Annotated in this window: 24 protein-coding genes, 4 pseudogenes and 1 riboswitch; of the genes and pseudogenes, 11 read left to right on the top strand and 17 right to left on the bottom strand. The window is 63.3% G+C overall.

Going from position 1 to position 23,019, the window contains the following annotated elements:
- Nucleotides 1-76: 76 nt before the first annotated feature.
- Both DFQ14_RS09370 and DFQ14_RS09365 read right to left on the bottom strand, forming a co-directional pair.
- A complete protein-coding gene (locus tag DFQ14_RS09370; protein ID WP_114452788.1) occupies nt 77-337 on the bottom strand; it encodes a hypothetical protein in 261 nt (86 codons plus the stop codon).
- Between the two features lie 31 nt (nt 338-368).
- A complete protein-coding gene (locus DFQ14_RS09365) occupies nt 369-719 on the bottom strand; it encodes a hypothetical protein (RefSeq protein WP_114452787.1) in 351 nt (116 codons plus the stop codon).
- A gap of 162 nt (nt 720-881) precedes the next feature.
- On the opposite strand from DFQ14_RS09365, the gene DFQ14_RS09360 reads away from it, so the two are divergent.
- Together DFQ14_RS09360 and DFQ14_RS09355 are read left to right on the top strand one after the other, a co-directional pair.
- Nucleotides 882-1,625, top strand: a complete 744-nt coding sequence (locus tag DFQ14_RS09360; RefSeq protein WP_114452786.1) for a helix-turn-helix domain-containing protein — start codon at nt 882-884, stop codon at nt 1,623-1,625.
- Between the two features lie 9 nt (nt 1,626-1,634).
- The gene (locus tag DFQ14_RS09355; RefSeq protein WP_114452785.1) at nt 1,635-2,105 is read left to right on the top strand and encodes an NUDIX hydrolase; all 471 of its coding nucleotides are present in this window, start codon (nt 1,635-1,637) and stop codon (nt 2,103-2,105) included.
- Here DFQ14_RS09355 and DFQ14_RS09350 read toward each other — a convergent pair.
- From DFQ14_RS09350 to DFQ14_RS22275, 7 genes and pseudogenes are all read right to left on the bottom strand, one after another.
- Nucleotides 2,102-2,653: an HD domain-containing protein gene (locus DFQ14_RS09350; protein ID WP_246195452.1), complete on the bottom strand. Its 552-nt coding sequence runs from the start codon at nt 2,651-2,653 to the stop codon at nt 2,102-2,104. The genes DFQ14_RS09355 and DFQ14_RS09350 overlap by 4 nt on opposite strands.
- A 54-nt stretch (nt 2,654-2,707) precedes the next feature.
- Nucleotides 2,708-3,694 carry an abortive infection family protein gene (locus DFQ14_RS09345; RefSeq protein ID WP_158546683.1) on the bottom strand — a complete coding sequence of 329 codons (987 nt, stop codon included), beginning with the start codon at nt 3,692-3,694 and terminating at the stop codon, nt 2,708-2,710.
- Between the two features lie 490 nt (nt 3,695-4,184).
- On the bottom strand, nt 4,185-5,519 hold the full coding sequence (locus DFQ14_RS21645) for an ApeA N-terminal domain 1-containing protein (protein ID WP_141921308.1): 1,335 nt from the start codon (nt 5,517-5,519) through the stop codon (nt 4,185-4,187).
- Nucleotides 5,520-5,887: 368 nt separating this feature from the next.
- Nucleotides 5,888-6,250 (bottom strand): annotated as a pseudogene (locus DFQ14_RS09340) (tyrosine-type recombinase/integrase); the annotation flags it as partial.
- A 27-nt stretch (nt 6,251-6,277) separates the two neighbouring features.
- The gene (locus DFQ14_RS09335) at nt 6,278-6,868 is read right to left on the bottom strand and encodes a DUF3558 domain-containing protein (protein ID WP_141921307.1); all 591 of its coding nucleotides are present in this window, start codon (nt 6,866-6,868) and stop codon (nt 6,278-6,280) included.
- Nucleotides 6,869-6,883: 15 nt separating this feature from the next.
- Nucleotides 6,884-7,219: a hypothetical protein gene (locus DFQ14_RS09330; RefSeq protein WP_114452781.1), complete on the bottom strand. Its 336-nt coding sequence runs from the start codon at nt 7,217-7,219 to the stop codon at nt 6,884-6,886.
- 480 nt (nt 7,220-7,699) lie between these two features.
- Nucleotides 7,700-7,919: pseudogene (locus DFQ14_RS22275) on the bottom strand (phosphohydrolase); the annotation flags it as partial.
- Between the two features lie 370 nt (nt 7,920-8,289).
- Here DFQ14_RS22275 and DFQ14_RS09320 point away from each other — a divergent pair.
- Nucleotides 8,290-9,288: an MFS transporter gene (locus tag DFQ14_RS09320; RefSeq protein ID WP_257233621.1), complete on the top strand. Its 999-nt coding sequence runs from the start codon at nt 8,290-8,292 to the stop codon at nt 9,286-9,288.
- Nucleotides 9,289-9,314: 26 nt separating this feature from the next.
- Nucleotides 9,315-9,377: riboswitch (guanidine-III (ykkC-III) riboswitch) on the bottom strand.
- A gap of 193 nt (nt 9,378-9,570) precedes the next feature.
- Here DFQ14_RS09320 and DFQ14_RS22270 read toward each other — a convergent pair.
- A pseudogene (locus DFQ14_RS22270) lies at nt 9,571-9,764 on the bottom strand (VOC family protein); the annotation flags it as partial.
- Nucleotides 9,765-9,828: 64 nt separating this feature from the next.
- Between DFQ14_RS22270 and DFQ14_RS09310 the strand changes: the two are divergent.
- Nucleotides 9,829-10,341 (top strand): DinB family protein, encoded by a 513-nt coding sequence (locus DFQ14_RS09310; protein ID WP_114452779.1) that lies wholly within the window; start codon nt 9,829-9,831, stop codon nt 10,339-10,341.
- Nucleotides 10,342-10,588: 247 nt separating this feature from the next.
- Here DFQ14_RS09310 and DFQ14_RS09305 read toward each other — a convergent pair whose 3' ends face one another.
- Complete coding sequence (locus DFQ14_RS09305) at nt 10,589-11,293, bottom strand: GNAT family N-acetyltransferase (RefSeq protein ID WP_114452875.1); 705 nt, start codon at nt 11,291-11,293, stop codon at nt 10,589-10,591.
- 259 nt (nt 11,294-11,552) lie between these two features.
- The gene (locus DFQ14_RS22635) at nt 11,553-11,669 is read right to left on the bottom strand and encodes an integrase (protein WP_420810145.1); all 117 of its coding nucleotides are present in this window, start codon (nt 11,667-11,669) and stop codon (nt 11,553-11,555) included.
- A gap of 142 nt (nt 11,670-11,811) precedes the next feature.
- Here DFQ14_RS22635 and DFQ14_RS09300 point away from each other — a divergent pair.
- From DFQ14_RS09300 to DFQ14_RS09290, 3 genes and pseudogenes are all read left to right on the top strand, one after another.
- Nucleotides 11,812-12,712: pseudogene (locus DFQ14_RS09300) on the top strand (aminoglycoside phosphotransferase family protein).
- A gap of 78 nt (nt 12,713-12,790) precedes the next feature.
- A complete protein-coding gene (locus tag DFQ14_RS09295; RefSeq protein WP_114452778.1) occupies nt 12,791-13,570 on the top strand; it encodes a GNAT family N-acetyltransferase in 780 nt (259 codons plus the stop codon).
- Nucleotides 13,571-13,973: 403 nt separating this feature from the next.
- Nucleotides 13,974-14,621 carry a class I SAM-dependent methyltransferase gene (locus DFQ14_RS09290; protein WP_114452874.1) on the top strand — a complete coding sequence of 216 codons (648 nt, stop codon included), beginning with the start codon at nt 13,974-13,976 and terminating at the stop codon, nt 14,619-14,621.
- Between the two features lie 208 nt (nt 14,622-14,829).
- Here DFQ14_RS09290 and DFQ14_RS09285 read toward each other — a convergent pair whose 3' ends face one another.
- Nucleotides 14,830-15,309 carry a TspO/MBR family protein gene (locus tag DFQ14_RS09285; protein ID WP_114452873.1) on the bottom strand — a complete coding sequence of 160 codons (480 nt, stop codon included), beginning with the start codon at nt 15,307-15,309 and terminating at the stop codon, nt 14,830-14,832.
- A 726-nt stretch (nt 15,310-16,035) separates the two neighbouring features.
- Between DFQ14_RS09285 and DFQ14_RS09280 the strand changes: the two genes are divergently transcribed.
- The 3 genes from DFQ14_RS09280 (at nt 16,036) to DFQ14_RS09270 (ending at nt 19,550) form a co-directional block, all read left to right on the top strand.
- Entirely contained in the window at nt 16,036-18,375 is a 2,340-nt protein-coding gene (locus tag DFQ14_RS09280) for a molybdopterin cofactor-binding domain-containing protein (RefSeq protein WP_114452777.1), read from the top strand.
- 165 nt (nt 18,376-18,540) lie between these two features.
- Entirely contained in the window at nt 18,541-19,017 is a 477-nt protein-coding gene (locus tag DFQ14_RS09275) for a (2Fe-2S)-binding protein (protein WP_114452776.1), read from the top strand.
- A 29-nt stretch (nt 19,018-19,046) separates the two neighbouring features.
- Nucleotides 19,047-19,550, top strand: coding sequence for a GNAT family N-acetyltransferase (locus DFQ14_RS09270; RefSeq protein WP_246195450.1), 504 nt, complete (start codon nt 19,047-19,049; stop codon nt 19,548-19,550).
- Between the two features lie 39 nt (nt 19,551-19,589).
- On the opposite strand, the gene DFQ14_RS09265 is transcribed toward DFQ14_RS09270, so the two are convergent.
- A complete protein-coding gene (locus tag DFQ14_RS09265) occupies nt 19,590-20,123 on the bottom strand; it encodes a GNAT family N-acetyltransferase (RefSeq protein WP_114452775.1) in 534 nt (177 codons plus the stop codon).
- 198 nt (nt 20,124-20,321) lie between these two features.
- Between DFQ14_RS09265 and DFQ14_RS09260 the strand changes: the two genes are divergently transcribed.
- Nucleotides 20,322-21,065, top strand: a complete 744-nt coding sequence (locus DFQ14_RS09260) for a class I SAM-dependent methyltransferase (protein WP_114452871.1) — start codon at nt 20,322-20,324, stop codon at nt 21,063-21,065.
- A gap of 43 nt (nt 21,066-21,108) precedes the next feature.
- Here the strand turns inward: DFQ14_RS09260 and DFQ14_RS09255 are convergent, their stop codons facing one another.
- The 3 genes from DFQ14_RS09255 to DFQ14_RS09245 form a co-directional block, all read right to left on the bottom strand.
- Nucleotides 21,109-21,609 (bottom strand): DinB family protein, encoded by a 501-nt coding sequence (locus DFQ14_RS09255; protein WP_114452774.1) that lies wholly within the window; start codon nt 21,607-21,609, stop codon nt 21,109-21,111.
- 363 nt (nt 21,610-21,972) lie between these two features.
- A complete protein-coding gene (locus DFQ14_RS09250) occupies nt 21,973-22,188 on the bottom strand; it encodes a hypothetical protein (RefSeq protein ID WP_114452773.1) in 216 nt (71 codons plus the stop codon).
- Nucleotides 22,189-22,553: 365 nt separating this feature from the next.
- Nucleotides 22,554-23,012 carry a VOC family protein gene (locus DFQ14_RS09245; protein WP_114452870.1) on the bottom strand — a complete coding sequence of 153 codons (459 nt, stop codon included), beginning with the start codon at nt 23,010-23,012 and terminating at the stop codon, nt 22,554-22,556.
- Between the last annotated feature and the right edge of the window lie 7 nt (nt 23,013-23,019).

The following is a 23,019-nucleotide window of genomic DNA, read 5'->3' as shown; positions in this document are numbered from 1 at the left end:
AATAACACGAAGTACAGGAACGGGACCGGATGTGGAACCGCCAAGAACCAAAGCCGGTCCCGTTTCCTCCGATCACTTACAGGCGTGGTGGCGAGATGGTCGAGGCATCCACGCCAGCACGAGCGAGCTCGTATTTGGCCATCGTCAACGAGGCCAATCCGTCCAAAACATGACGGGCCCGATCAATCTCGGCCAACGCGGCGTAATCATGCTTGCCGATTTCGTTGGCACGCTTGATCCTGTTCAGTTGAAACACACTCCACGAGTGCTTTTCGGCACACAGTTTCTGCCATTGGTTCCACAATTCGGATGCTGTGGCGTCATCAGAATGCGTCATCGTCGCTCCCGGTCGTTACCCGTGATGCGGGTCAGGAAGACTGCCCGGAGGAAGCCGACTTGGCAGAACCGGCAGCAGCGGCGTTCGGAGTGATCGCGGTGGCACGGAAAGCCACACCGTTGCGCCCGTTCTGTGCCCACGGAATCGCCTGAAGCTCAGTCGGGGTGACAGGTTGACCCTTCGTGACCTGGGGCGGGTTCGCTCCCGCGACAGTCACGTTGATCACCTCGGCCCCGCCGTCATCCACGGCAACCAGCTGCACAGCAAACAACGGCTCCTTGGTGTTGCGGTCGGTCCGCTGAATCCCGTTCTGATCGGTCTTCGGCGTAGCCTCACGACCCACGGTGAACGACACCTGCGACGTATCGATGATCAGACGCATAACAAAGCCCTCCTCGACTTGATCTCTCGGTTGAAACTCCGATCTGACGAAGTGAGACCAAGATGCCCGGCGAGCAGAGGACGACAGCACTACAAGGCGGGACGTCTAGGGACGTCCGTGGTATGGTATAGACGTCCCTAGAGGTACTTCGAAGGTGGCACCATGGCGAATGAACGTCTCCGCGATGCGATCCAGTCCCAAGGGATCACGCCAGCCGAGCTGGCCGAGGAACTCAAGGTGGACCCCAAGACCGTTGAGCGGTGGATCACCAAGGAGCGCACACCGTATCCGAAGTACCGGCATGCCATCGCCGCCAAGCTGGGGGAACGTGAGCGCTACCTCTGGCCGTCTGCCGTGTCGGACGACAAGGCAGAGGAGGTCAGTCAGTCGGAGATCGTGCAGGTGTGCCCGCACCGCAACGCGGTACCGAACGATCTATGGGACCGTCTCTTGGAGCGCGCCACGACCTATGTGGACATCCTCGTCTATGTGGGGATGTTCATGACGGAAAAGCCGAACCTGCTCAACACGCTCAAGGCCAAAGCCGAGAATGGGGCACGGATACGGTTGCTCTTCGGCGACCGGGACAGCGATGCCGTGATCCAGCGCAGTTTGGACGAGGGGATCGGCCGTGACACGATCTCGGCCAAGGTCGACCACGCGTTGGCTCACTTCAAGCCGCTGAAGGATGTCCCCGGTATCGAGGTCCGGACGCACGGCACCGTGCTGTACAACTCGATCTACCGGTTCGACGACGAGATGATCGTCAACCCGCACGTGTTCGGGAAACTCGCCGCACACGCCCCGGCGATGCACCTGCGCAGGCTCTCAGCCGGGGACTTGTTCACCACGTATGCGGACAGCTTCGATGCCGTCTGGGAGACCGCCACGCCGCACCCGTGGTAAGCAGGAGGTATGCCGAAGACGGACTACTACGACGATCCGCGGGCGCCGAGAGCCAACAGCCTGGTCGTCGCTGTCGCTGCGATCGTGCGGAACGAGTCCGGCGATGTCCTGATGATCGAGCGCACCGATAACGGGCTCTGGGCAGTGCCCGGAGGAGCACAGGACATCGGCGAAACCACGCGAGAAGCCGCCATGCGCGAGATCCGCGAGGAGACCGGCATCGAAGTCGAGGTGACCGGCATCGTCGGCATCTACTCCGATCCGCGCCACGTCATCGCCTATGACGACGGCGAAGTCCGCCAGGAGTTCTCCATTGTCTTCCACGCCCAGCCGACCGGCGGAGAACTGCGAACGAGCTCGGAATCCCGCCGAGTGCACTGGGTAGAGCCTGAGCACATCGAGACTTTGAGCATTGACTCGTCGATGCGCCTACGCATCCAGCACGCATTGGAAAACCGAGCCCGGCCGTACCTGAGCTAGCCAGCCGCGACAGCCGAAAGCCGGCGTTCCGTGCGATCGACCACCGCGAGCAGTTCCGGCGATGCTTGCGTGATGAACCGAGTAACCAGGTGATCCGGGCCGTAACGCTGCTGAATCTCAGCGATCCGGTCTCGAGCGTCGATGACTTCACCGTCCGGGGTCGTCGTCAAGTCGCAGTACCACAGCGCATCCCGCAGCGAGCCTCGCTCATCCTCGAACTCGGACAGCTCGGCAGAGAGTTCCCGTAGGTCAGCTTCGAGTGCGGCGTAGGAGTGGTGAGCAACCAGATGCACGAGCCGAGCGGGTGCGTCGATCAGGTGAAGGAAGTTCGCCCCGTCCAGGGGATGAAAGCCAGTGTGCGCGATGTCCGGCGCATAGCCCACGTCATGCAGGATCGCCGCCGACTCCAACAGGTCCGCATCACTACCTGCCATAGGTTGCAAGCTGCGCGCCTGACGAGCCACGCCCTGCACGTGCTCCCAGCGACGCGGTAGCACGCTAGCGAGCTTGTGTTCTGCGACTCCGTAGGCCCAGGCGAATAGCGTCACAACACTAGGATACCCGGAAAGGACCATAAAAAAAATAGATCATATCGACATTAATCAAAATGGATGACTCGACGGCTTGAATCGAACTGCAAACTCTATCCATTTCGAGCGGTAAGGTTCTTCAAATAAGTCCTTACTGTCGATGAGTCTTTTGTAGATGATGCTATCATCGTTGATGCTATTAAGGTCAGAACTATCCACATTTGGTAGTATACTTATCATCTCGTCTAATATGGATTCAGGGTCGGGTATTCCAGAAATTACTCCAGCTGCATACTCTGAAGACCACTGTGTTACCTGAACTCGGCCATTTTCGCTAAAAAACATGCTTCTGGCTAGTCCTTCTCGGTATCCAACTGGCCACTGCATTAGGTCGCTAGACTCGCTGCACTTCTCGACTCCCTCCTCTTGTACATTGAATGTACCTGTCTTTGCGCGTTGTCCAACGGCCTTCCCTAGCCGCTGAAGTGTATCCGTCTCAAGGTTTGCGAGACTGGCAGCTACCAAACGCTCGGCAAGATCCTCTCGGTAAAATTTAGCGCCTTCACTGAGATCGCGTATCAAAGAATTCGGCATTCCGCGAATCAAGTATTCTAAGCGACGGAGACTCCATCGAACCCAAAGCAAGGCTCCCATGAGGGAAGCTTCATATACTTCGTCTTCTACTATTGGATCTCTAACACGACCATGCCCGGTTCCACGCGAATTTCGAAATTCATTTACTGCAATCGCAATATTTTTAGCACCTTGTGCTAATTTCTGAAGGGATGGGTCGTCGGTAAGGTCAATTCCAGGTTGACGTTTAAGGGTTTTGTGGGCCTTTCCTAATGCCGTAGGGAAGTCATCGGATTCACTGGTGATGTCTCCAAGTTCCGAGACAACAACGCGAGCAACACACTCCACAAGATCTTTAGCGCACCCGAGCACGTGAGGACGATCCGAGCGCAATAGCGCGTCCTTGAGGCGATCGCGATGCTTAGTAATCGACGTCCACGCAGGCTCGTCAATTCCCTCAGGTCGCGCAAGACTCACATCATCCATAGAACTCATGATGCCCCGGCATGGTCACGGGGCTGTAACAGCGATAGGGTAAGGCCAACACTGTGAGAACTTTCTGTACGTCTTCAAGCCGCCCCGCGAGGCGGGGCGGACGCGGCCAAGAGCCGGGCGACCTGGCGCGCCGCCTCGCAGGCTCGGCTCTGCGCCGGGCGGTCGCGCCCGGCTTGGCACGCGCGAGAGCACGCTGCGAGGGCGGAAGAAGGCGGAACACAGTTGCGCACAACGCGGCCGGCCGGCCGCGTTCGCCTTGGTCGGGCCGCCATCCCGCTGTTGCCGCAGGATCAAAGCCGGGAACATCGGCATCAACCCCGCCTGCGGCGCACCGCTCACGCCGGTGGCCGGCTGTCGAGCATGCGCGCGGCCTGGCGGCCGATGCCGGTGGCGTGAGCGGTGGTTGCCGGGTTGACGCCGATAACCCCGGCAGTGGGGCGGCAAGGACAGCGGGATGGCGGCGAGTGCGTGTTGCGTGTAATTAATCGTCGCCGGGACCGCCAAGTAACGATTGAATCCGCTCTTTCAATGAAACCATCTGGGGAGACTCAAAATATCGACTCGCCGGGTCTTTATTCGCGTCCGATATAAAATTCAACAATTCGGCAGTCAACAAATGAACTCCCACATCCGCAAGGACGCTAATCTCATAAATATCGGGCTCATAGTTGGGCTCATGCTTTAATTGTCCATATCTACGCCAAAAGATGTCCGCCCATTTTTCGGCGTATCTGATCCATGACTTGAACGGATGTCCCACATGCTCAGCCAGGGCGAGCGACTTAGGAGCAACCCTAGCCCACTGACAATTCCTACGACTTGCGTTCACCCAGTACTCTATCCCCGCGGCAACTTCCATCAATTTCAATTCAGGCGAGTATCCTCCAAATCGGTACTGGTTAACGATTGGTTTTACCGCCCGCGAATGTTCATCAGTTAATTTTACCCAATTCGCCAATCCTGATACGCCGCCAAGCATATCGAGTGAAAATTGAGGAACATGAGTCATCGACCGCGGTGACTGAACCGCCGCAGGAGTGTGCATCAACGGAGTCGTCCAAAATGGGCTAGCGCGGGGCTCGGTCCTGCAATCCAAAAAAGCTGATCCTGCGGCAGCAGAAACAAATCCACCGTATGCCATACTGAGTAAATTCTGCACCGCAAGGACAGGATTCAAGAGATCGGAAAATGGAACTGGAAAGTTGGAACGACAGCCCACGACTACAGGCGAGTAGATAGTGCGCCTACTAGATGGACCAGTCACCTTCCATTTCGAGGACAGGTATAGCGATCGATTAGAGTCGATTTCAGAATCTTGTTCTATTATTGGCTCCAGCTCAATGCTAAACCTTCTCAAACGCCCGCTTTCATCGCGTTTAAGTGCTTCCCATGAAGGTTCAAATTGAGCCCAACGTTCCACCTCAAAAAATTCTCCCTCGATGCCCGTTGCACAGATGCTGGACAAATTCTCTAAGTCGACTCGACTTATCAGAGTCCGAGCAGAATATTTCCGTACAGAGGCTCGATAGCCGCCGACATTAACCGTAGATCTGGAACCAAAAAGGTTAAGCACAAGAACTGAAGAGCTAGCCGTGCTGCCTAACAGTGCATCTGGGCGATCGACACGATCCTCCCTCTGTCTAGCAAAAGAGAGTATTGGGTTTTCATCTAAGGTTTCCAGTCTTATTCGTCCATCCTCTTTCAGGTGAATATAACCGCGCTGATCATCGGCTTCCAGCCTTTGACCATTTGCATCGATAGGCCAGAAGAACCCAATATTTCCGTCCAAGACTTCTTGGTGATGATTTCTGGCCATTTCAAGCCCCCTGAATGATTTTTCGCAGCATGGTATCTCAGTGTACTTTGCTTTTGTTGTCGTGGCCCATCAAGTACGTCGCTCGAACAGCGATAGCACAACCAAGTTCGCCTGTTGATGCGCTAACTGACATCCACACCTGACATCAACCGCACCGAACAGCGGTGAATGCGACCAGGGAGAACCGGTCAGCGAGCCATCCGCTCTCAACCGAGAACACCAGGTGACGGCGTTCGTCCATACAGCTGGGGGTCAGGGGGTCGTGGGTTCAAATCCCGCCGTCCCGACCAGCGGCCAAGCCCGCTGACTTGAGGTGAAAGACCAGGTCAGCGGGCTTGTTTCGTTTCGGACGAGATCGCGAGTCACGCTCACACCGCCCTCAGGTGGGGACCACGTGGGGACCGATCCCCCTTCAGGAATGCGGACAGGGCGGCTCCGGCATCGTTGATCGATTGCTGGTTCGGGTGAATGTAGCGCTGGGTCGTGGTGATGGTGCCGTGCCCGGCCACCTTGCGCAGCACGTGCACCGGAACACCGGCATCGGCCATCCACGTCAGTCCGGTGTGGCGCAAATCGTGCCGCCGCAGGTGCTCGTACCCGAGCTTGGTCACCACCTCGTCCCAGCACGTGGCATCGCGCAGTACCGCCGTACTGATGCGCCCTCCACGCGGGCCGGTGAACAGTCGTGCCTCCGGATCACGTCCCACGGCAGCGAGCCGACGTGAGACCAGCTCATAGTCTTACTGAACTGTGAGGAACTACTTAGCGGTGGGCCACGACGACACAGACAGCTCCAGTGCTTGCTTGCTCAAGTCACAAGGATTTACCTCACCAACTTTGGGAGTCCGAGCGTACGAGTAAACGACTTGGTTTTTCTTGCTCGCCAAGTAAATATCGCAGCTTCCGCCTGTCATCGGGTCGGTCTTGTTCGCTCTGACCGCAGGATGTCCAGCTACCGTGATTTTCTCGAAGTCAGTATAGGAATGAGATTTCTTGTAATAGGTCTTGATTGAACGGCCATCAATCGCTGTAAAGCCGATCTTCTTGCCACCGCCATCCGGACTCTCCCACATGCACCCATCCGGGACTGCCGGGTTCAGACTGTTCGAGTTCTTTTCGCCGCCAGGCTTGACACCGAGCTTCGTAGCAGCCTCAGAAGATAGAAGGCCACAGACGTCGAGAGCTGCAGCATTCTTCGGGTTAATGATTTCCGGACCGGTGGATGTCTTCGGCATCGTAGGAGGTTGACCGCCCGGTTCCATGCTGGAACTTCCAGCGCACCCGGCAAGCACAAGACTTGAGGCCAAGCCAACTCCCATGATCATGATTCGCCGCAGGTTGCTCGTCATGCTCTCCACCGTTTCTCATGAACGTCGTTCGATGTGCTGCGCGTCAGCGGTCGCGTTGTCCTCGGCACGGCCGTACTCTTCCAGCGTCGCGTTGTACGCATCGATTTTCTCCTGGAGTTTCCTAGCAATGTGGCTTGCCGAACTGCGAAGTGACCCCTCCCCACCAGTCATACGATCTTGGAACATTTGCCGCGCCTTCTGGGTATGCGCGTCCTGGGCTGTTAGCTCCCCAGGGGAGATCCCGCCTGCGTCCTGCTCGAGCTTCGTTGCTTGGTCACGAGCTTTCTCAAGCTCCTTAATGGCCTTGCGCAGTGCGTCGGTATCGACGCCGAACTGTCTCTCGCCTGACATGCCTTCTGCTTCCCTCTAGCGCGAGTCATGATCCAAATCGTGGCACATCCTGCCTGATCGACAAGTTCGCCGTCACAGCAACCAAAGAATCCAGATTGTGACCATCGACACGTGCAGGTGGTTGTGCCACGGGCCTGCTTGTCGTCTGTGAGAACTTTCTGTACGCCTTCAAGCCGCCCCGCGAGGCGGGGCTGGATACGGCCAAGTGCCGGGCGACCTGGCGCGTCGCCTCGGCAGGCTCGATTCTGCACCGGGCGGTCGCCGCGGCTTGACTCGCGCGAGAGCACGCCGCGAGGTCGGAAGAAGGCGGAACAGAGTTGCGCACAACGCGGCCGACCGGCCGGGTTCGCCCTGGTACGGCCTCCATCCCGCTGTTGTCGCGGGATCAAAGCCGGGAACATCGGCGTCAACCCCGCCTGCGGCGCACCGCTCACGCGGGTGGCCGGCTGCCGAGCATGCGCGCGGCCTGGCGGCCGATGCCGGGAACTCGGCCAGTTCGGCGGAGAGCCCGCGCCTCTCCGCTTCGAGGGCGGCCTGAGAGTGGTGAGCGACCAGGTGCACGAGCCGGGTAGGTGCCGTCGTGCAGGAAGTTCGCCCCGTCGAGCGGGTGGAAGCCAGTGTGTGCCAGATCCGAGGCATAGCCGACGTCGTGCAGGGCCAGCTCGTGATTCGTCCGCACGACTGGAGCGCCGTGTCCGATGAGGGTCCCCTTGCGGACCCTGTGGTCGCAATCGGCGGGAGTGGGTGGTCGCTCACGTTCGGCCGCCTTGTTTCGCTGTCGCACAAAAAAGCTTTGCGTGTCGTCCTCTGTACGGTCGAACCTGGCACGATGGCTGCGCAGGACCAGATCGAGCCCAGGCGCACGACGTATGGCGATATCTTCGCCGAACCCGAGTTCCGGATCATCGTGGTGGGCCAACTGCTCATGCTGCTGGCCGAGACGCTGCGGACCCTCGCGCTATCCGTACTGGTCTTCAACGCGACCAACTCGGCTCTGCTGAGCGCCGTGACTTTCGGCGCCGGGTTCATCCCGCAAGCGATCGGCGGCAGCACGCTGACCGCCCTGGCCGATCGGCTACGACCAACGCCGGCTGCTCGTGGCCTACGACCTGCTGCAAACCGCGGTCACCGGGATTCTTGCCGCGGTATGGCTTCCCATCTGGGCGGTGTTGGTGCTGGTGGCCATGGCCGGGACCCTCGCCCCACTTCGGTCGGCCTCGACCGGAGCCCTGCTGCCGGAGATTCTGACCGGAGACCGCTACGTGCTCGGGCGATCGATCGTCCAGACGATCTCCTCGACCATGCAAATCGCCGGCTACGCGGTAGGAGGCCTGTTGCTGGCCTTCCTGACCCCGCAGGTCGCCTTGCTGCTCGCCGCCGGCAGTTACCTGGTAGCCGCAGCGATCTGGCGGCTGAGTCTGCGAGAGCGTGCCGTCCGCACACCCGACCTCCCGCTGCGGGCCACGGTCATCGAGACGTGGCGCAACAATATCCACCTGCTGCGCAGCGACCGAAACAGACGCGACCTGCTGCTGGCGCTGTGGCTGCCGATCGCCGCCCTGGCCGGAGCCGAGGCCACACTGGTCGCCTATGCCGCACGCGCCGAACTTCCGGAAGGCAGCGCCGGCTACCTCCTCGCGGCGCTGCCGGTCGGCATGGTTCTCGGAGATGTGGCCATCGCCCGGATGTTCCGCCCCGCCATGCGCGCACGCCTCGCCCTCCCACTCGCGCTGCTCGCCGGCGCACCACTGCTTGCCTTCGCCACACGCCCCGGACTGGCCACCGGGATCGCCCTGCTCATCGCCGAAGGAACATGTGTCGCCTACTCGCTGCCGCTACAGGCGGCTTTCGCCGAACTCGTTCCTGAGCATCTGCGCGGACGAGGCTTCGGCCTGTTCAGCAGCGGACTCATGACGGCCCAGGGACTCGGAACCGCAGCCGTCGGCGCCCTCGCCTCCGCCATCGGACCAGCATTGGCCATCACCGCAGCAGGCGGTCTGACAGCAACGACCGTCATCCTGCTACGACGATCATTCACCGCCGCACGGCTGCTTCACCCAGGCCACTGAGTTCTGCACCGACGAGCACACTCCCGTGTGCACCGTCTTTGCAGGTCCGGGTACGGCGCGCCTCGTCCGGGTTCCTTACTTCGATCGTGTCCACTCACCGAACGGGTGGCAACCCGACACGGTGGTGAGTACGGCCACCAACACCGCTGACCGGAACATGGCCAGGTTGCCGCCACCGACCCCGGTAAGCACAGGTATCCCAGGGCGTCGAGTCAGTAGTAGACGCCCACGACGATCACGAGTCCCACTGCGTCTCAATGAGGGATCGGCGGATTCGTGCGGTCACTGAGACGGCGGTAGGCCCAGCAAGTCCCAGCGGTTGCCTGCGACGTCAACGAAGACGGCAACCTGACCGTACGTACGGCTCCTGACGTGGCTCAGTGACAAACTCGGCCCCAGCTGCGCGCATCCTGGCCGCAGGAGGCCTGAAAGTCGTCGACACGCAAGAACAGCCCCACCCGAGCCGCGAACTGATTGAGGTGCCCTGATATGAGGTAATGCTGCCGATGGCTTCGGGTTGCTGGTGGCGATAATCGACCAATGAGCGCCATCGAACGCCCTATGCCGCCCCTCAACGTCGACGAGCGCACCACGCTCGAAAGCTGGCTCGACTTTCACCGCACTACCCTCGCCATGAAGTGCGAGGGCCTGCACGACGAGCAGGCTGCCGTCGCGTCCGTGCCACCGTCCGACTTCACTGTGACCGGCCTCGTCCAGCATATGGCGGAGGTGGAGCGAAATTGGTTCCGCCGAGTGTTCGCCGGAGAACATGCTCCGCCCATCTACGATCCCCAGGCCGACCCGCGTGGCCCCGACGGCGGCTTCGAACTGGCTGCGGGCGCCACACTGCACGACGCCCTCGCCACCTGGCACACGGAGATCGCCCGCGCCCGCGAGCTCTGCGCCGACCGTGCTCTGGCCGATACTGGTCGCTTCATGGAGCAGGACGTCAGCCTCCGCTGGATCTACGTCCACATGATCGAGGAGTACGCACGCCACAACGGACACGTCGACCTGCTCCGGGAACGCATCGACGGCACCACCGGCGTGTAGCGCCGAATCAGGCAGCGGTGGCACTGTCCCACGGCACGCAGCTGTTCATCGGCGGCCCCCTTCGACATCCACGGTTGACATCAGTCGCCTCCCAGGAACTGGTTCGTGCGGGAGGACATCTCCCGCTTGGTGTCATCCGGCACGTGGGCATGGACGTTCTGCGAAAACCAGCTCCCTTGCGGCTCGGGTTGGTTTCGCAGAACACCAGGTCCACTCGGGCAGGTGGTCTGCCAGGATCCGAGGGGCATCACGGTGTCCGGAACCCGCGAAAGGTCACTGGTTTGCGGGTCACGAAACCGAGTCGTTCGTAGAGTGCGATGGCGTCGGTGTTGGATTCGGCCACGTGCAGGAACGGCCGCTCGTTCCGAGACTTGATACGTGCGATCAGTGCACGCACCAGACGGGCGGCGTGGCCTCGCCCGCGCGCCTCGGGAACGGTGCAGACGGCGCTGATCTCAGCCCAGCCGGGTGGACGGAGCCGCTCGCCCGCCATTGCGACCAAAGTGCCGTTCTCGCGGATGCCCAGATACGTGCCAAGTTCGTGCGTGCGGGACCAGAACGGCCCTGGGCTGGTCCGCGCAATGAGGCCGAGCATCTCCGGAACGTCGCCGACACCCAGCTCGACCACAGCCGGGTCGCGCTCGACAGCGGTGGGATCGGGTTGGCTGTCGACAGGGCAGATCATTTGGAGACCTTCGAGGGAGAAGACCGGTTCCCAGTCTGCCGGGGGAGTCGCCGGGCAGCTGAACATGTCGGCGAGTTCACCGCGACCAAGCAAGCGAGCCAGGTCTGCCCACTCCGCCGGGCCCGGATCGGTGGATACTGCGCAGAAGGTAGCGACTTCCGGCAGGTAAGTGGCCGCCCGGCCAAGCCGACGGGCCAGGTGCGCATGGTGCCCGCAGAGCGACTCACCGACCGGGTCGTCGAGTACCACAGCGTCGCGGTCGACCATCGTGATGTACCTCCTCTGTGCGGGCAGGGGATTCGCGGCACGCTCCGCCGCCTGGACCATCTCACTGGCCGACGCGAGCCCGAACAAACCAGTGGTCGAGCAACGTGGCCCACTCGGTTAGCGCCCCGCGTGAGCTGCGAAAAAGCCAACCGATCACTACTGGAGGCAGGGGGCGTGGGTGCACATCCCGCTGTCCCGACCGGACAAAAGGGGCCGTCGGTGCTTCACCGGCGGCCCCCTTCGACGTCCACGGTTGACATCAGTCGCCGCCCAGGAACTGGTTCATGCGGGTGGACATCTCCCGCTTGGTGTCACCCGGCACGTGGGCGTGGATGCTCATGGTCACGCCGATGGAGCTGTGGCCGTGCTGTTTCATCCGACCGGATCGTGTCCGGCCGTGATCGGGATTGCGTACGTCATGACCCGTGCCCGTTCGGATCCGTCCGCCCGGTATGTGACGCGCCGGAAAACAGGTTGCGGACCAAGACCGGGTCGCACGATGCTCGGCGGCTGTGGACATGCACGCCAACCAACTGACCGTGTCGGTGGAGACGGTGCGCGAACTGGTGGATCGGCAGTTCTCCGAATGGCGCGACCTGCCTGTCGGGCCTGTCGCATCGCAGGGCACGGTCAACGCGCTCTTTCGCATCGGCGACGAGCTCGTGGCCCGGTTTCCGCTCGAACCTGCGGATGGCGAGGCGACGCGGCGATCGATGGAGTCCGAGGCGCGAGCATCTCGCGAGCTGCTGGGGCGCACCCGGTTTCCCACACCCGAACCGGTCGCGCTGGGCGACCCCGGGGGGAGACTATCCGCTGCCGTGGTCGGTGCAGACCTGGCTGCCCGGGGCCGTGGCCACCGACGAAGACCCCGGCGAGTCTGTCGCGTTCGCGCTCGACCTGGCCGAGTTCATTCGTGGCGTGCGCGCCATCGACACGGGTGGCCGGACGTTCGGCGGCAACGGTCGGGGAGGTGACCTGCGTTCCCACGACGCGTGGATGGAGACGTGCTTCCAGCGCAGCGAGCGGCTCTTGGACGTTCCGCGACTTCGCAGGATGTGGGAAGCCTTGCGGGAGCTCCCGCGCGATGCGGCGGGCGACGCGATGACCCACGGTGATCTGATTCCCGGCAACGTGCTCGTCACCGACGGACGCCTGGCCGGAGTCATCGACGTCGGTGGCCTGGGGCCTGCTGACCCTGCGTTGGATCTCGTGGGCGCCTGGCACCTGCTCGAAGCCGGCCCGCGGCGGATGCTTCGCGACGAACTCGACTGCGACGAGCTCGAGTGGGAACGCGGCAAGGCGTGGGCGTTCGAGCAGGCGATGGGGGCGGTCTGGTACTACGTGGACAGCAACCCGGCGATGAGCCGCATGGGCCGCCGCACCCTGGAACGGATCACGGCGGACACGTCGACAGTCTGAGTCCGGGGTCGGACGCGACAGCAGCTTTCTGAACAATGGTGGTCCTCGATGGGCCGGGACCTTCGGGTGGAGGCGTGCATGTCGGCATCGTCCGGTGCGGGCAGTCCGGAAATGGTGTGGGAACTGCAGGAGAAAGCGGCCAGGGCGCTTCCGGCGGAGCACGTCGAGCATGTGGGTGGATGGTGGCTGCGCCATTCCACCAGTTGCGCTTGGTGGGCGGGAACGGTGCTGCCACACGTGGACGCCGAGCCGGAGGAACTGGCACGCAGGGTCGTCGGTGCGGAGAGGTTCTACGCCGGGCACGGCACGGCCGCGCGGTTTCAGATCAGCCCGCGAGCCTGCCCCGAATCCCTCGACACGCACTTGGCCGAACGTGGTTACCGCCGGGAAAGCCCGATGTCGATGCAGGTGGCCGCGACCACGCAGGTGCTGGAACAGGCGCCGAGGGACTCGCTGCGGGTGCGGCTGGACGAGGAACCGACACGCGCGTGGTTCGAGGTCTGGAACGCGGTGCACGGGCATGCCGACGGCGACCGCCGCACCGAGTGGAACATGCTCGATCGTGTCCAGCAGCCGAGTGCCTACGTCGGCGCGATGCTCGGCGGCGATGTCGTCGCGGTGGGCCGCGCGGTCGCCGACGAGGGCTGGGCGGGCGTGTTCGGCATGGCCACGCTGCCGCACGCGAGGGGACAGCGCGCCGGCCGTAGCGCGCTCGCTGCGCTGGCGGAATGGGCGGCTGCACACGACGCCGACCGGCTGTATCTCCAGGTGGAGTGCGACAACATTCCGGCACTCCGGCTGTACGAAGGGGCGGGTTTCGGCGAGGTGTTCCGGTACCACTACCGCATCGCGGGTTGAACCTCGGAACCTGTCCGTGGTCGAGCGTGCCGGTGACGGATCTCGGCCAGGTACTGAGCCTCCACAGGGCTTGCCCAGTCGTGGATCGTGTTGCGTCACTGTTCCGGAAACTCGTTCACTCGCAGAGTGTCCCAGGTGATCGATGCCTCACCGCGTAGCTCTGGCGAGACCGATCGACTCGTGCACAGAAACCTCGCCGGTGGGTTCCGGTCTGCGGTGTGCACAGCTGTCAGGATTCGACCGATTTCCTGTGCCGTGCCGACAGGTCGAGCAACGCACTCGGCTACAGCCTGCTGACCGAGAGCGATTGTGCATTCCTCGCGCGGCGTCCACTCAGGATCAACGCTTAGCGCGCGATCCGATATGGATGTTCCCCAATCCTGTCCTGGGCTACTGTGTCGCGATGGGCGATGACGGATTCGGGCCGCTTTTGGCCGAGCAGATCGCGTACTACCGCGCCAGTGCGCCGGAGTATCTCCAAGGCATGCTCGACCTACCGGGCAGCTCGGAGATCGAGGAGGCCCTGGAGGTCTTCCGGCCTACCGGCGATGTACTCGAGCTCGCGTGCGGCCCGGCAACGTGGACGCGCCGGCTGCTGCATCACGCGGCGACGGTGACCGCCGTCGACGCCGCTCCGGAAATGCTGCGCATCGCCCGGGAGCGGGTCGGCGATGACCGCGTTCGGTTCCTCCTCGCCGATCTGTTCGCGTGGCGGCCGGACCGCCGGTATGACGTCGTCTTCTTCGGCTTCTGGCTCTCGCATGTCCCGCTTGAGCGCTTCGCCGACTTCTGGGCGCTCGTCGATGACTGCCTGGCGCCTGAAGGTCGGGTGTTCTTCGCCGACGATGCCTACCGCACATCCGAGGAACTCGTCGAAGGTGCGGAGTCGTCGACCATTCGCCGGCGGTTGCGTGACGGCACGGCGCATCGGGCGGTCAAGGTGCCTCACTCGACGCATGAACTCGAGGCCCGCCTTGCCCACCTCGGTTGGGACATCACCGTGTCCCCCACGGCGGGACCGTTCTTCTGGGGCGCCGGCGGCCGGGCATAGCCCAGTTCGGTGCGTTTCAGTGAGGAGGAGTCCTTCCGGATATGCTCGGCACCGAGCTGTGAGGGCTTTCTGTGCATTGACCTTCGACTGAGCATGCGTGAAGCTCATCGCCGCAAGCCATTCAGACAGCGCAACCACGAGTTGCCTCCCGATTCCGTGGCAGCGCGGAAAACGAGCCGACAGTGCCGGCTCCTGGGGAACTGTGGCTTCAGCGGTTGAGCATCCAGATCGCGGCGTTCAAACAGGCTGCGAAGATCGTCCACCCCAGGTAGGGCAGCAGCAACCCGGCTGCGATGCGATGCCGGCGCGCGAACAGCACGACCGTGACGATCAACACCACCACGAGCAGCAGGATCTCGATCAGGGCCAGGCCGTAGCGGCGCGCGCCGAAGAACAGCGGTGTCCAGGCGGCGTTGAGCACGAGTTGACCGGCGTAGAAACCGAGCGCGAGTCGGGCGGGGGCGATGCCGCCGGCGTTGCGCCACAGCAACCATCCGGACACGGCGATCATCGTATACAGCACCGACCAGACGGGGCCGAACAGCCATGCGGGAGGGGCCCATGCCGGCAGTTGCAGGGCGGAGTATGTGCGGCCCGCCGAGCCGACCGCCACCGAGCCGACGGCGGCGGCCGCGATGACGAGACCGGCGAAGACGCCGGCTCCCGCGGCGCTGCGGCGCCTGGACATGATCCTGGTCCTGGTCACTGTGATCTCCGTGAACGGAGGAGGCTCTCCCCGCAAGCAGGATACGACGGTGTTCCCACCGGCGCCCGGTGTCGCCGCTGCGCTGGGGCGGGGGGCTCGCCGGGTCGAGCAGGTTCAGCTCGCTCGCTATGACTGCGTCGAAGTCCTTGTCCACGGATCAACGAGGCTCTCGGGCAAGCGGGAGCACTGTGCTCGGTGCACAACGCATTCCGCGTAATGGTGGGCTCACGACCTAGTGTCCGCACACCGCTGTCCCTGCTAAACATGTGTGCATCGCATCACACCAGCGGCCTGGGGCGGATGCATCATCGATCGACGACGGAGAGCGCACATGCACGCACTGATGCAGGATCGCCCACCCACCCTGCCGCGCTCGTTCCACCATGCCGAGCGCCATTTCGGTCCAATGACAATCGTTCCGGCCACAGTGGAGGGTGCAGGACCGAACTGCTCGGACGAAGGTGACTGAGGCCGTCGTGAGCACCAAGCCGGGCGAGGCTCGGTTCGTCGGCGCGATTCCCGAGGCCGGCACCGGCAAGTGCCTCGGGAGAATCTTGCGCGATCGGCTCCTGGGCTGACAACCACGCTTCTTATCACATGTGCGCACGCTCCCCGCGGCACATCACCACCGACATCTCGAGGAGTGATGGGCGCTCATCGCCATTCGAACGACCATCCGACGTTCAGGCCCGTCGAGAGGACTTCACCATGGAACAACGTCGTTCACCTCACGTCGAGGGATCCGCAGGTCAGGACATCGGACGCCGCCGGTTTCTCGGGTATCTGCTTGCCGGCCCGACCCTGGTGGCTGCGGCGCAACTGGGAGCGGGAGCGGAATCCGCGGAAGCCGCCGTCCCGTCGCCGCCGGAGCCGGCCGAGGTCTACGACCTCAACGATCTGCTGACCCTGGCCGCGACACCGACATCCAACCTGATCGCGGTGGTCGTGCACCCCGATGGCACGGTCTCGTTCGACATGCCGCGCGCGGAATCCGGCCAGGGCATCACCACCATGGCGGCCATGCTGATCGCCGAGGAGCTGGATCTTCCGCTGGAGAAGATCAACGTGACTCTCGCCGACGCGCGACCCGAGTTGGTGTGGAACCAGCTCACCGGCGGATCCAACACCACCATCTCGATGTACACACCGATCCGGGTTGCCGCCGCGATCGCGAAGGGGCAGCTGCTGCAGGCGGCGGCGATGAAGCTCGACGAGACCGTGACCCGGTTGACTCCGCACCTCGGCTTCATCCAGGCGCCCGATGGCAGGAAGCTGAGCTACGGTGAGCTGGCGCAGGCCGCGGCGGGTCGGGAGACCAAGCAGGTCGAGACCGACCTGAAGCCGGAGTCGGAGTTCTCGGTCATCGGGACGCCGCGCAACCGGATCGACGCGCTCGAGGCGGTGACCGGGCGCAAGAAGTACGCCATGGACCTCGACGTCGAGGGTGCGTTGCCCACGATGGTGTGCCGCCCGCCGACCATCAAGGGCACCGTCCGGTCGGTGAACAACGCGGCCGAGGTGCGCCAGATGCCGGGCATCACGGATGTGGTGGCGATCTCGACCGGTGTGGCCGTGCGGGGCAGGACGTTCGGGCAGTGCATCAGCGCCATCCGGGCGCTGGACGTGTCCTGGGGGCCGGGCACCGTGGACGACATGTCCGATGAGGACGTGCTGGCTGACATCAGGAAGGCCGAGATTCCGCTGGCGGTGCCCGATGTGGACCCGCTGGCCGAGACGGTCGAGGGTGAGTTCACCTTCCACTTCCGCAACAACGCCGCTCTCGAGCCGCAAACCGCAGTGGCCGACGTGCGCTCCGACAGTGCCGAGGTGTGGGCGCCACTGCAGTCTCCGATCCTGTGTCAGGAGCTTCTCGCCAAGCAGCTCGGTCTTTCCGTCAACGCGGTCACGGTGCACGTGGAGCAGGCAGGCGGTGCGTTCGGGCGGCGCTTTTTCAGCGACCCCGTGATCGAGGCCGCCGAGGCGTCGCAGAAGATGGGCAAACGAGTCAAGCTGATGTGGCACCGCGTCGACGAGTGCAGGCAGGGTCGCACCCATCCGATGTGCACCTCGCGGATCAGGGCGAGTCTGCTGGACGACAACGTGCTGACGTTCGAGCAGCGGCACACCAGTGTCGCCACCGACTACACCATGGGGTTCGGTGAGGTCATCACGTCGATGGCCGGAAAAATCCCTCCGCTGGGTCAGGGCAACGAGCTCGGCTATTCGAACACGATCTTTGCGACGACCGTGAACGTGCCGTACAAGTTCGGGGCCGTCACGCAGCTGCTCAACGAGATCTACGAGTACGACACCTTCCCCAGCGGCAGTAATCGCAACCTGGTCAACCCCGATGTGCGCACCGCGCAGGAACTGATCGTCGATCGGATCGCGGCGAAGATGGGCAAAGACCCCTACCGGTTCCGCAAGGAGTTCGCCGACGACGAGCGGGTGCTCGCGGTGCTGGACAAGGTCGCCGAGGTCGGTGAGTGGGGTCGGGAGATGCCGGCGAACACCGCGCAGGGCATCACCGTGCACAAGGAGTACAAGGGTGCGATCGCCACGCTCGTGGAGATCGACTGCCGCCCGGAAACGGTCAACCGCAAGATCCGCAACGCGGTGACGGGTCCCCGGGTGACCAAGGCGGTGGTCGCGGTGGACCCGGGTTTCGCGGTCAATCCGCGCGGGTTGGAAGCGCAGATGCAGGGCGGTCTCATGGACGGCATCGCGCAGGCGTTGACCTCGAGTCTGCACCTGCGCGACGGCGTATTCCTGGAAGGCAGTTGGGACAACTACTTCTACACCCGGCAGTGGAACACACCGTTCGACGTGCAGATCGTCGTCATGCCCCCGACGACGGGTGAGCCGGGTGGCGCAGGTGAGCTCGGAGTGCCGTCGGCGATGGCTTCGGTCGCGTGTGCCTACGCCCGCGCCACCGGCACGATGCCGACCAGCTTCCCCATCAACCACGGCACGCTGAGCTTCGACCCGAAGCCGACCGTGCCGCCGTTGCCGCCGTCGCCCACCGACGGTCTGCAACACACCTACTGAGAAGAGTGTGCGGATCGGCTTGCATGGCGGTACCGGTTGCTTACGTAGCTGCAAGCGGCTAACACCGCTTACCCGGTGTGTCCGCAGTGGACGGCACCTCGATTCGCGCTGGTAACAAGCAAAAGATACCGGTTCTTGTGAAACGCACCCATCCAAGGAGATCCCGTGCCCGAACACACTTTCAAGCTCAACGGCAAGCAGGTCACCGTGGACGTCGAGGACGACGTCCGGCTGTTGTGGGTGATCCGCGACATCCTCGAGGTTTACGGCCCGAAGTACGGCTGCGGCATCAACGTGTGCAAGGCGTGCACGTGCCACATCAACGGCAAGGCGTTCAACCCGTGCTCGGTGCGGGTCGCCGACATCGAGCCCGACGACGAGATCACCACGATCGAAGGGTTGCCCGGCACGGTGGGCAAGGATCTGCACCCGATGCAGGAGGCATGGCTCGAACACGACGTCGCGCAGTGCGGCTACTGCCAGCCGGGTCAGATCATGGCCGCCGTCGCCAAGGTCCGCCAGGCCAGGGCGGAAGGACACGAGGTCGGTGACGCGGACCTGGACGAGATCCGCAACATCTGCCGCTGCGGCACCTACAACCGCATCCGGGAAGCCGTGCGGACCGGAGCCGAACACATGTGACCGCACCCTCCTCGCGTAGCCTGCTCGTCGTGACTGTTCCCGGCGGTCAGCGTGTCGAGCCGGCCATGTCCGGTGATGTGGTAGCGCTGCACCGGCTGCGTCGGCAGCTCGAGGACTGGCTGCACGACAAGGGCGTCCGGCAGTGGCCGCGTGGTGAGGTGAGTCAGGACGAGATCGCTGCCCAGGTCAGCCGCCAGGAATGGCACCTCGCGCGGCACTCCGAGGTCGGTGTGGCGGCGGCCATGCGGATGTTGTGGTCGGACCCCGACTTCTGGGGTGAGGACAGCACTCCTGCGGTGTACGTCCACGGCCTCATGGTCGACCGCGCCATGGCCGGCCTGGGCATGGGCGCACTCATGCTGGACCGGGCGGCGGAGGTTGGTCGCGATCGAAGTGTCGGTGTCTTCCGGCTCGACTGTGCCGAGTCCAACAGTGCGCTGCGGTCCTACTGCAGGAAGCAGGGATTCCACGAGAGCGGCCGATGCGACTTCGACGACCTGTTCAGCGTGACGCTGTTCGAGAAAGAGATCTGACCGCCGCAGCCGAACCACCGGCCATGTCCCGGCGGATCGTCAGTGGAGCGGTGGCTGCGCGGACGTGCCGCCCGTGGTTTCGGTCTCGGCCAGGTGTTGGAACATCACGTGAAGTCCGACGAGCCCGTGCTCGGGGTGGTCGAAAGCCTCCGGGACGGTGGTCAGTATCCGGAAACCCAGTTTCTGCCACAGGTGGACAGCGGCACTGTTGGTCTCGACGACCGCGTTGAACTGAATGCTGCGGTAGCCGGCCGAGCGGGCCCAGTCGAGGACCTCGTTGCCCAATGCCCGGCCTGCGCCATGACCGTGGTGGTGCGGGTCGACCATGAAGCTGGCGGTGGCGACGTGGGATCCCCGTCCGGGGCGGTTCGGACCCATCGTGGCTGTGCCCACGACGATGTTCTCGTCAACGGCGACCACGGTGCGGCCCGGAGGTTGTGCCATCCACAATGCCCGAGCTTCTTCGAGCGTCGGGTTCTCGGGGTAGGCGAAGGTCTGTCCAGCGGCGACAATATCGCAGAAGAAAGGATAAATGTGCGGCCAGTCTTGGTCGGCGGCTTCCCGGATCAGCACGATCCGGAGAGTAGACGAAGCACCCGATCCGGGCCAACGAGTTTTCCCGCTGGCGCAGTCGTCCGCCCTCTTGCCGCACAGAGCTGCGGGTCCTTCTCGGCGCGAACTCGCAAACTCGGGCAAACACCGCCACGAGCGTGACCGTATCCGCAGAAGTCGACAACGATGAGTTCAATGGTCGCGTGGGAGAGTGCGGGAATGAACGACGTTGTCTACGACCGCATCGGTGTCGGCTACACGCGGGGAAGGCGCCCGGACCCTCGGTGGCAAGCAGCGCTCGACGAGGTACTCGGCGAAGCCGGCACGATCGTGAATGTCGGGGCAGGCACGGGATCCTACGAGCCCGCCGGCCGGTACGTTCTGGCCGTTGAGCCGTCCGCGACGATGATCGCTCAGCGGCCTTCGGGGGCGGCACCCGCCCTGTGCGGCCACGCCGAGGAACTGCCCATCGCCGACGGGCAGTTCGACGTCGCGATGGCGCTCGTGACGCTGCATCACTGGCAGAACTGGGCGAAGGGACTGCGCGAACTGCAGAGGGTGGCGAGGCGCGTCGTGGTGCTGCACTTCGATCCGGTCGTCCACAGTGGGTTCTGGTTGGTCACCGACTACCTCCCGGAGCTGGCCGATGTCTGGCGCGATGTCCCGCGGCCCCAGGAGGTGGCTGCGGCCTTGGGCCCAGCCACCTCGATTCGTGAACTTCCCGTTCCGCGGGACTGCGTCGACGGCTTCCTGCCGGCCTACTGGCGGCGGCCCGAGGCCTACCTCGACCCCGGCGTCCGCCGGTCGATGTCCGGCCTACAGCTGCTCGACTCGGACGTCTTGGCCCGTGGTGTCGCCGCGTTGCGCTCGGACCTGAATGACGGCACCTGGCAGCGCCGAAACGCCGCGCTGCTCGACGAGGACCAGCTCGACGTCGGATGGCGCCTGATCTTCACCGAGTAGCCGGTGGTGTCCCGCTGGAGGAGGAACATTCGCGTGCGTCCCCTCAGCTCCGCTCGTGGTCACCGGTGGCGCCGTCGATGAGTTCGCGCAGGATGTCCATATGGCCGACGTGCCTGGCGGTCTCTTCGACCATGTGGATGAGTACCCACCGCATGGACACGGTGTCACCGGACCACGCGGTGCCGACATCATCGAGGTCGAGTTCATCGATCACCTCGTCGGCCGCGGCTCGGGCTCTGCCGTAGAAAGCCACGATGTCGGCCGTGGTCTCCGTCGTTGTCACGCGCAGGTCGGCGTTCTCGTCGGCATCGTCGAACGGCAGCGGTTCCGCCTCACGCCCGAATGTTTCGCAGAACCAGCCGTACTCGACGGCGGCCAGATGCTTCACCAATCCCAGCAGATTGGTGGCCGACACGGTCATCGGGCGCCGCAACTGGGCGTCATCGAGGCCCTCCAGCTTCCACAGCACCACATCACGATGCCGATCGAGGCTGACGTGCAGGCTCTCCTTCTCGCCGCCTGTGGGCGGAACTCGTCGGCTCATACGCGGAACGTAGCAGTCGAGTCCGACAGTACCGGACTTCCGAATACGAAGGCCGAAGCCGATAATTCCGGTAGTGGGGCGGCACGGACAGCTGGATGTCCACCGCACTTGCTTAGCGCGTTTGTCTGGTCCCGGTTGATGTTTGGCAGTTTCATCCCGGGACATGGTTGGTGGATGGCCTATTACTCCGATTGTAGGTAATGATCATGTTGTTGGCCGTCGCCGATGCGGGCGCGATGTTGATGGCGTCGGCGTCAGACGCTCCAGACGATCGGATTTGCGAGCCGGTGGACGAGGTCGATGATGAGCCGCTTGACCAGGCAGGCGGTCTGTGTCAGTGCAGAGTCATTCTGCAAGGCTCCTTCAGAGCAATCGAAGAGCAGCCCCGAACAGCGCTGTGCCCGCGCCCACGAAACGCATAGTGACCACAAACCGGTGCAGCTTGGGATCAAGCAGTTCGGCGAAGCCCATAGCCATGAGGCCGCTGAACGTCATAGTTCCCTCAGGGAACGCCTCGGCTTCCGAGAGCGCCGAGATGGCGAGACTCATCACCATCAGCAGCCCGAAGCCGATAACCATGCCCTGTGCTGCCCTGCTACGGCGCGGTGGACCAAACAGCTCGCCCTTGACCGTCCAATGCCGAGAGGTAGAGCTGGGCTCCTGCCAAGCGTTTCGCTGTTCCTCCACTTCGCGAAGTTAACAGACCATGAGCGCCGGTAGCCATAGCCTTGTGTATTGGTCGAGAACTGGCCAGTTGTATTGTCCGGAACGTTGGAGACAGGTCGACACGGAATTTGATGGCCCTGATGCGAGGAGGGCCTCTGGAGTGGATTCCGAGGTCACCTCGTCTGATCAGCAGTGAGACCGAGGAATTCCTGGCGCAGGCGGCAACTATCTCCGGCATGGTAGCGACGTTCCCGCCCACACAAGTCGATTCGGCCGGATCAGCGAGCTCCGTCCTCGTCCGGATCCTCGACCGACGAGATCCGCACCCTCCCGTCGTCATCGACACTCCAGCCCGGGTTGTAGGCGATTTCCCAGTGGAAGCCGAAGGGATCCGCCAGGTAGCCGTGGAATCCGCCGAATTCGGCTTGCTGGGCGGGCTTGACGACGGTGCCGCCTGCCGCCACGGCACGATCGAGAAGCTCCACGACCTCCCCTTCCGTATCCACGTTGCAGGCCAGCGTCACCGGCGCCGCCGAGGGAGCACCGAAGTTCCCGCCCCCGACATCGGCAGCCAGCTCGGTGTACAGGCCGAGCGCGAGTCCATGACCGACCTGGAAGAACAGGACTTCGCCCGGTGCGTCGAGCAACGGTTCCCAGCCCAGGCCGTCGACGTAGAAACGACGCGCCGCATCGAGCTCCGGTACACCGAGGGTGATGATGTCAACGTGTTGGCGCATGAGCACA

Origin of the sequence: Halopolyspora algeriensis, assembly GCF_003337235.1 — a bacterium.
Lineage (GTDB): Bacteria > Actinomycetota > Actinomycetes > Mycobacteriales > Pseudonocardiaceae > Haloactinomyces > Haloactinomyces algeriensis.
Note: the sequence above shows the minus strand (reverse complement) of the source record. Positions and strands in the feature narration are given on the sequence as shown.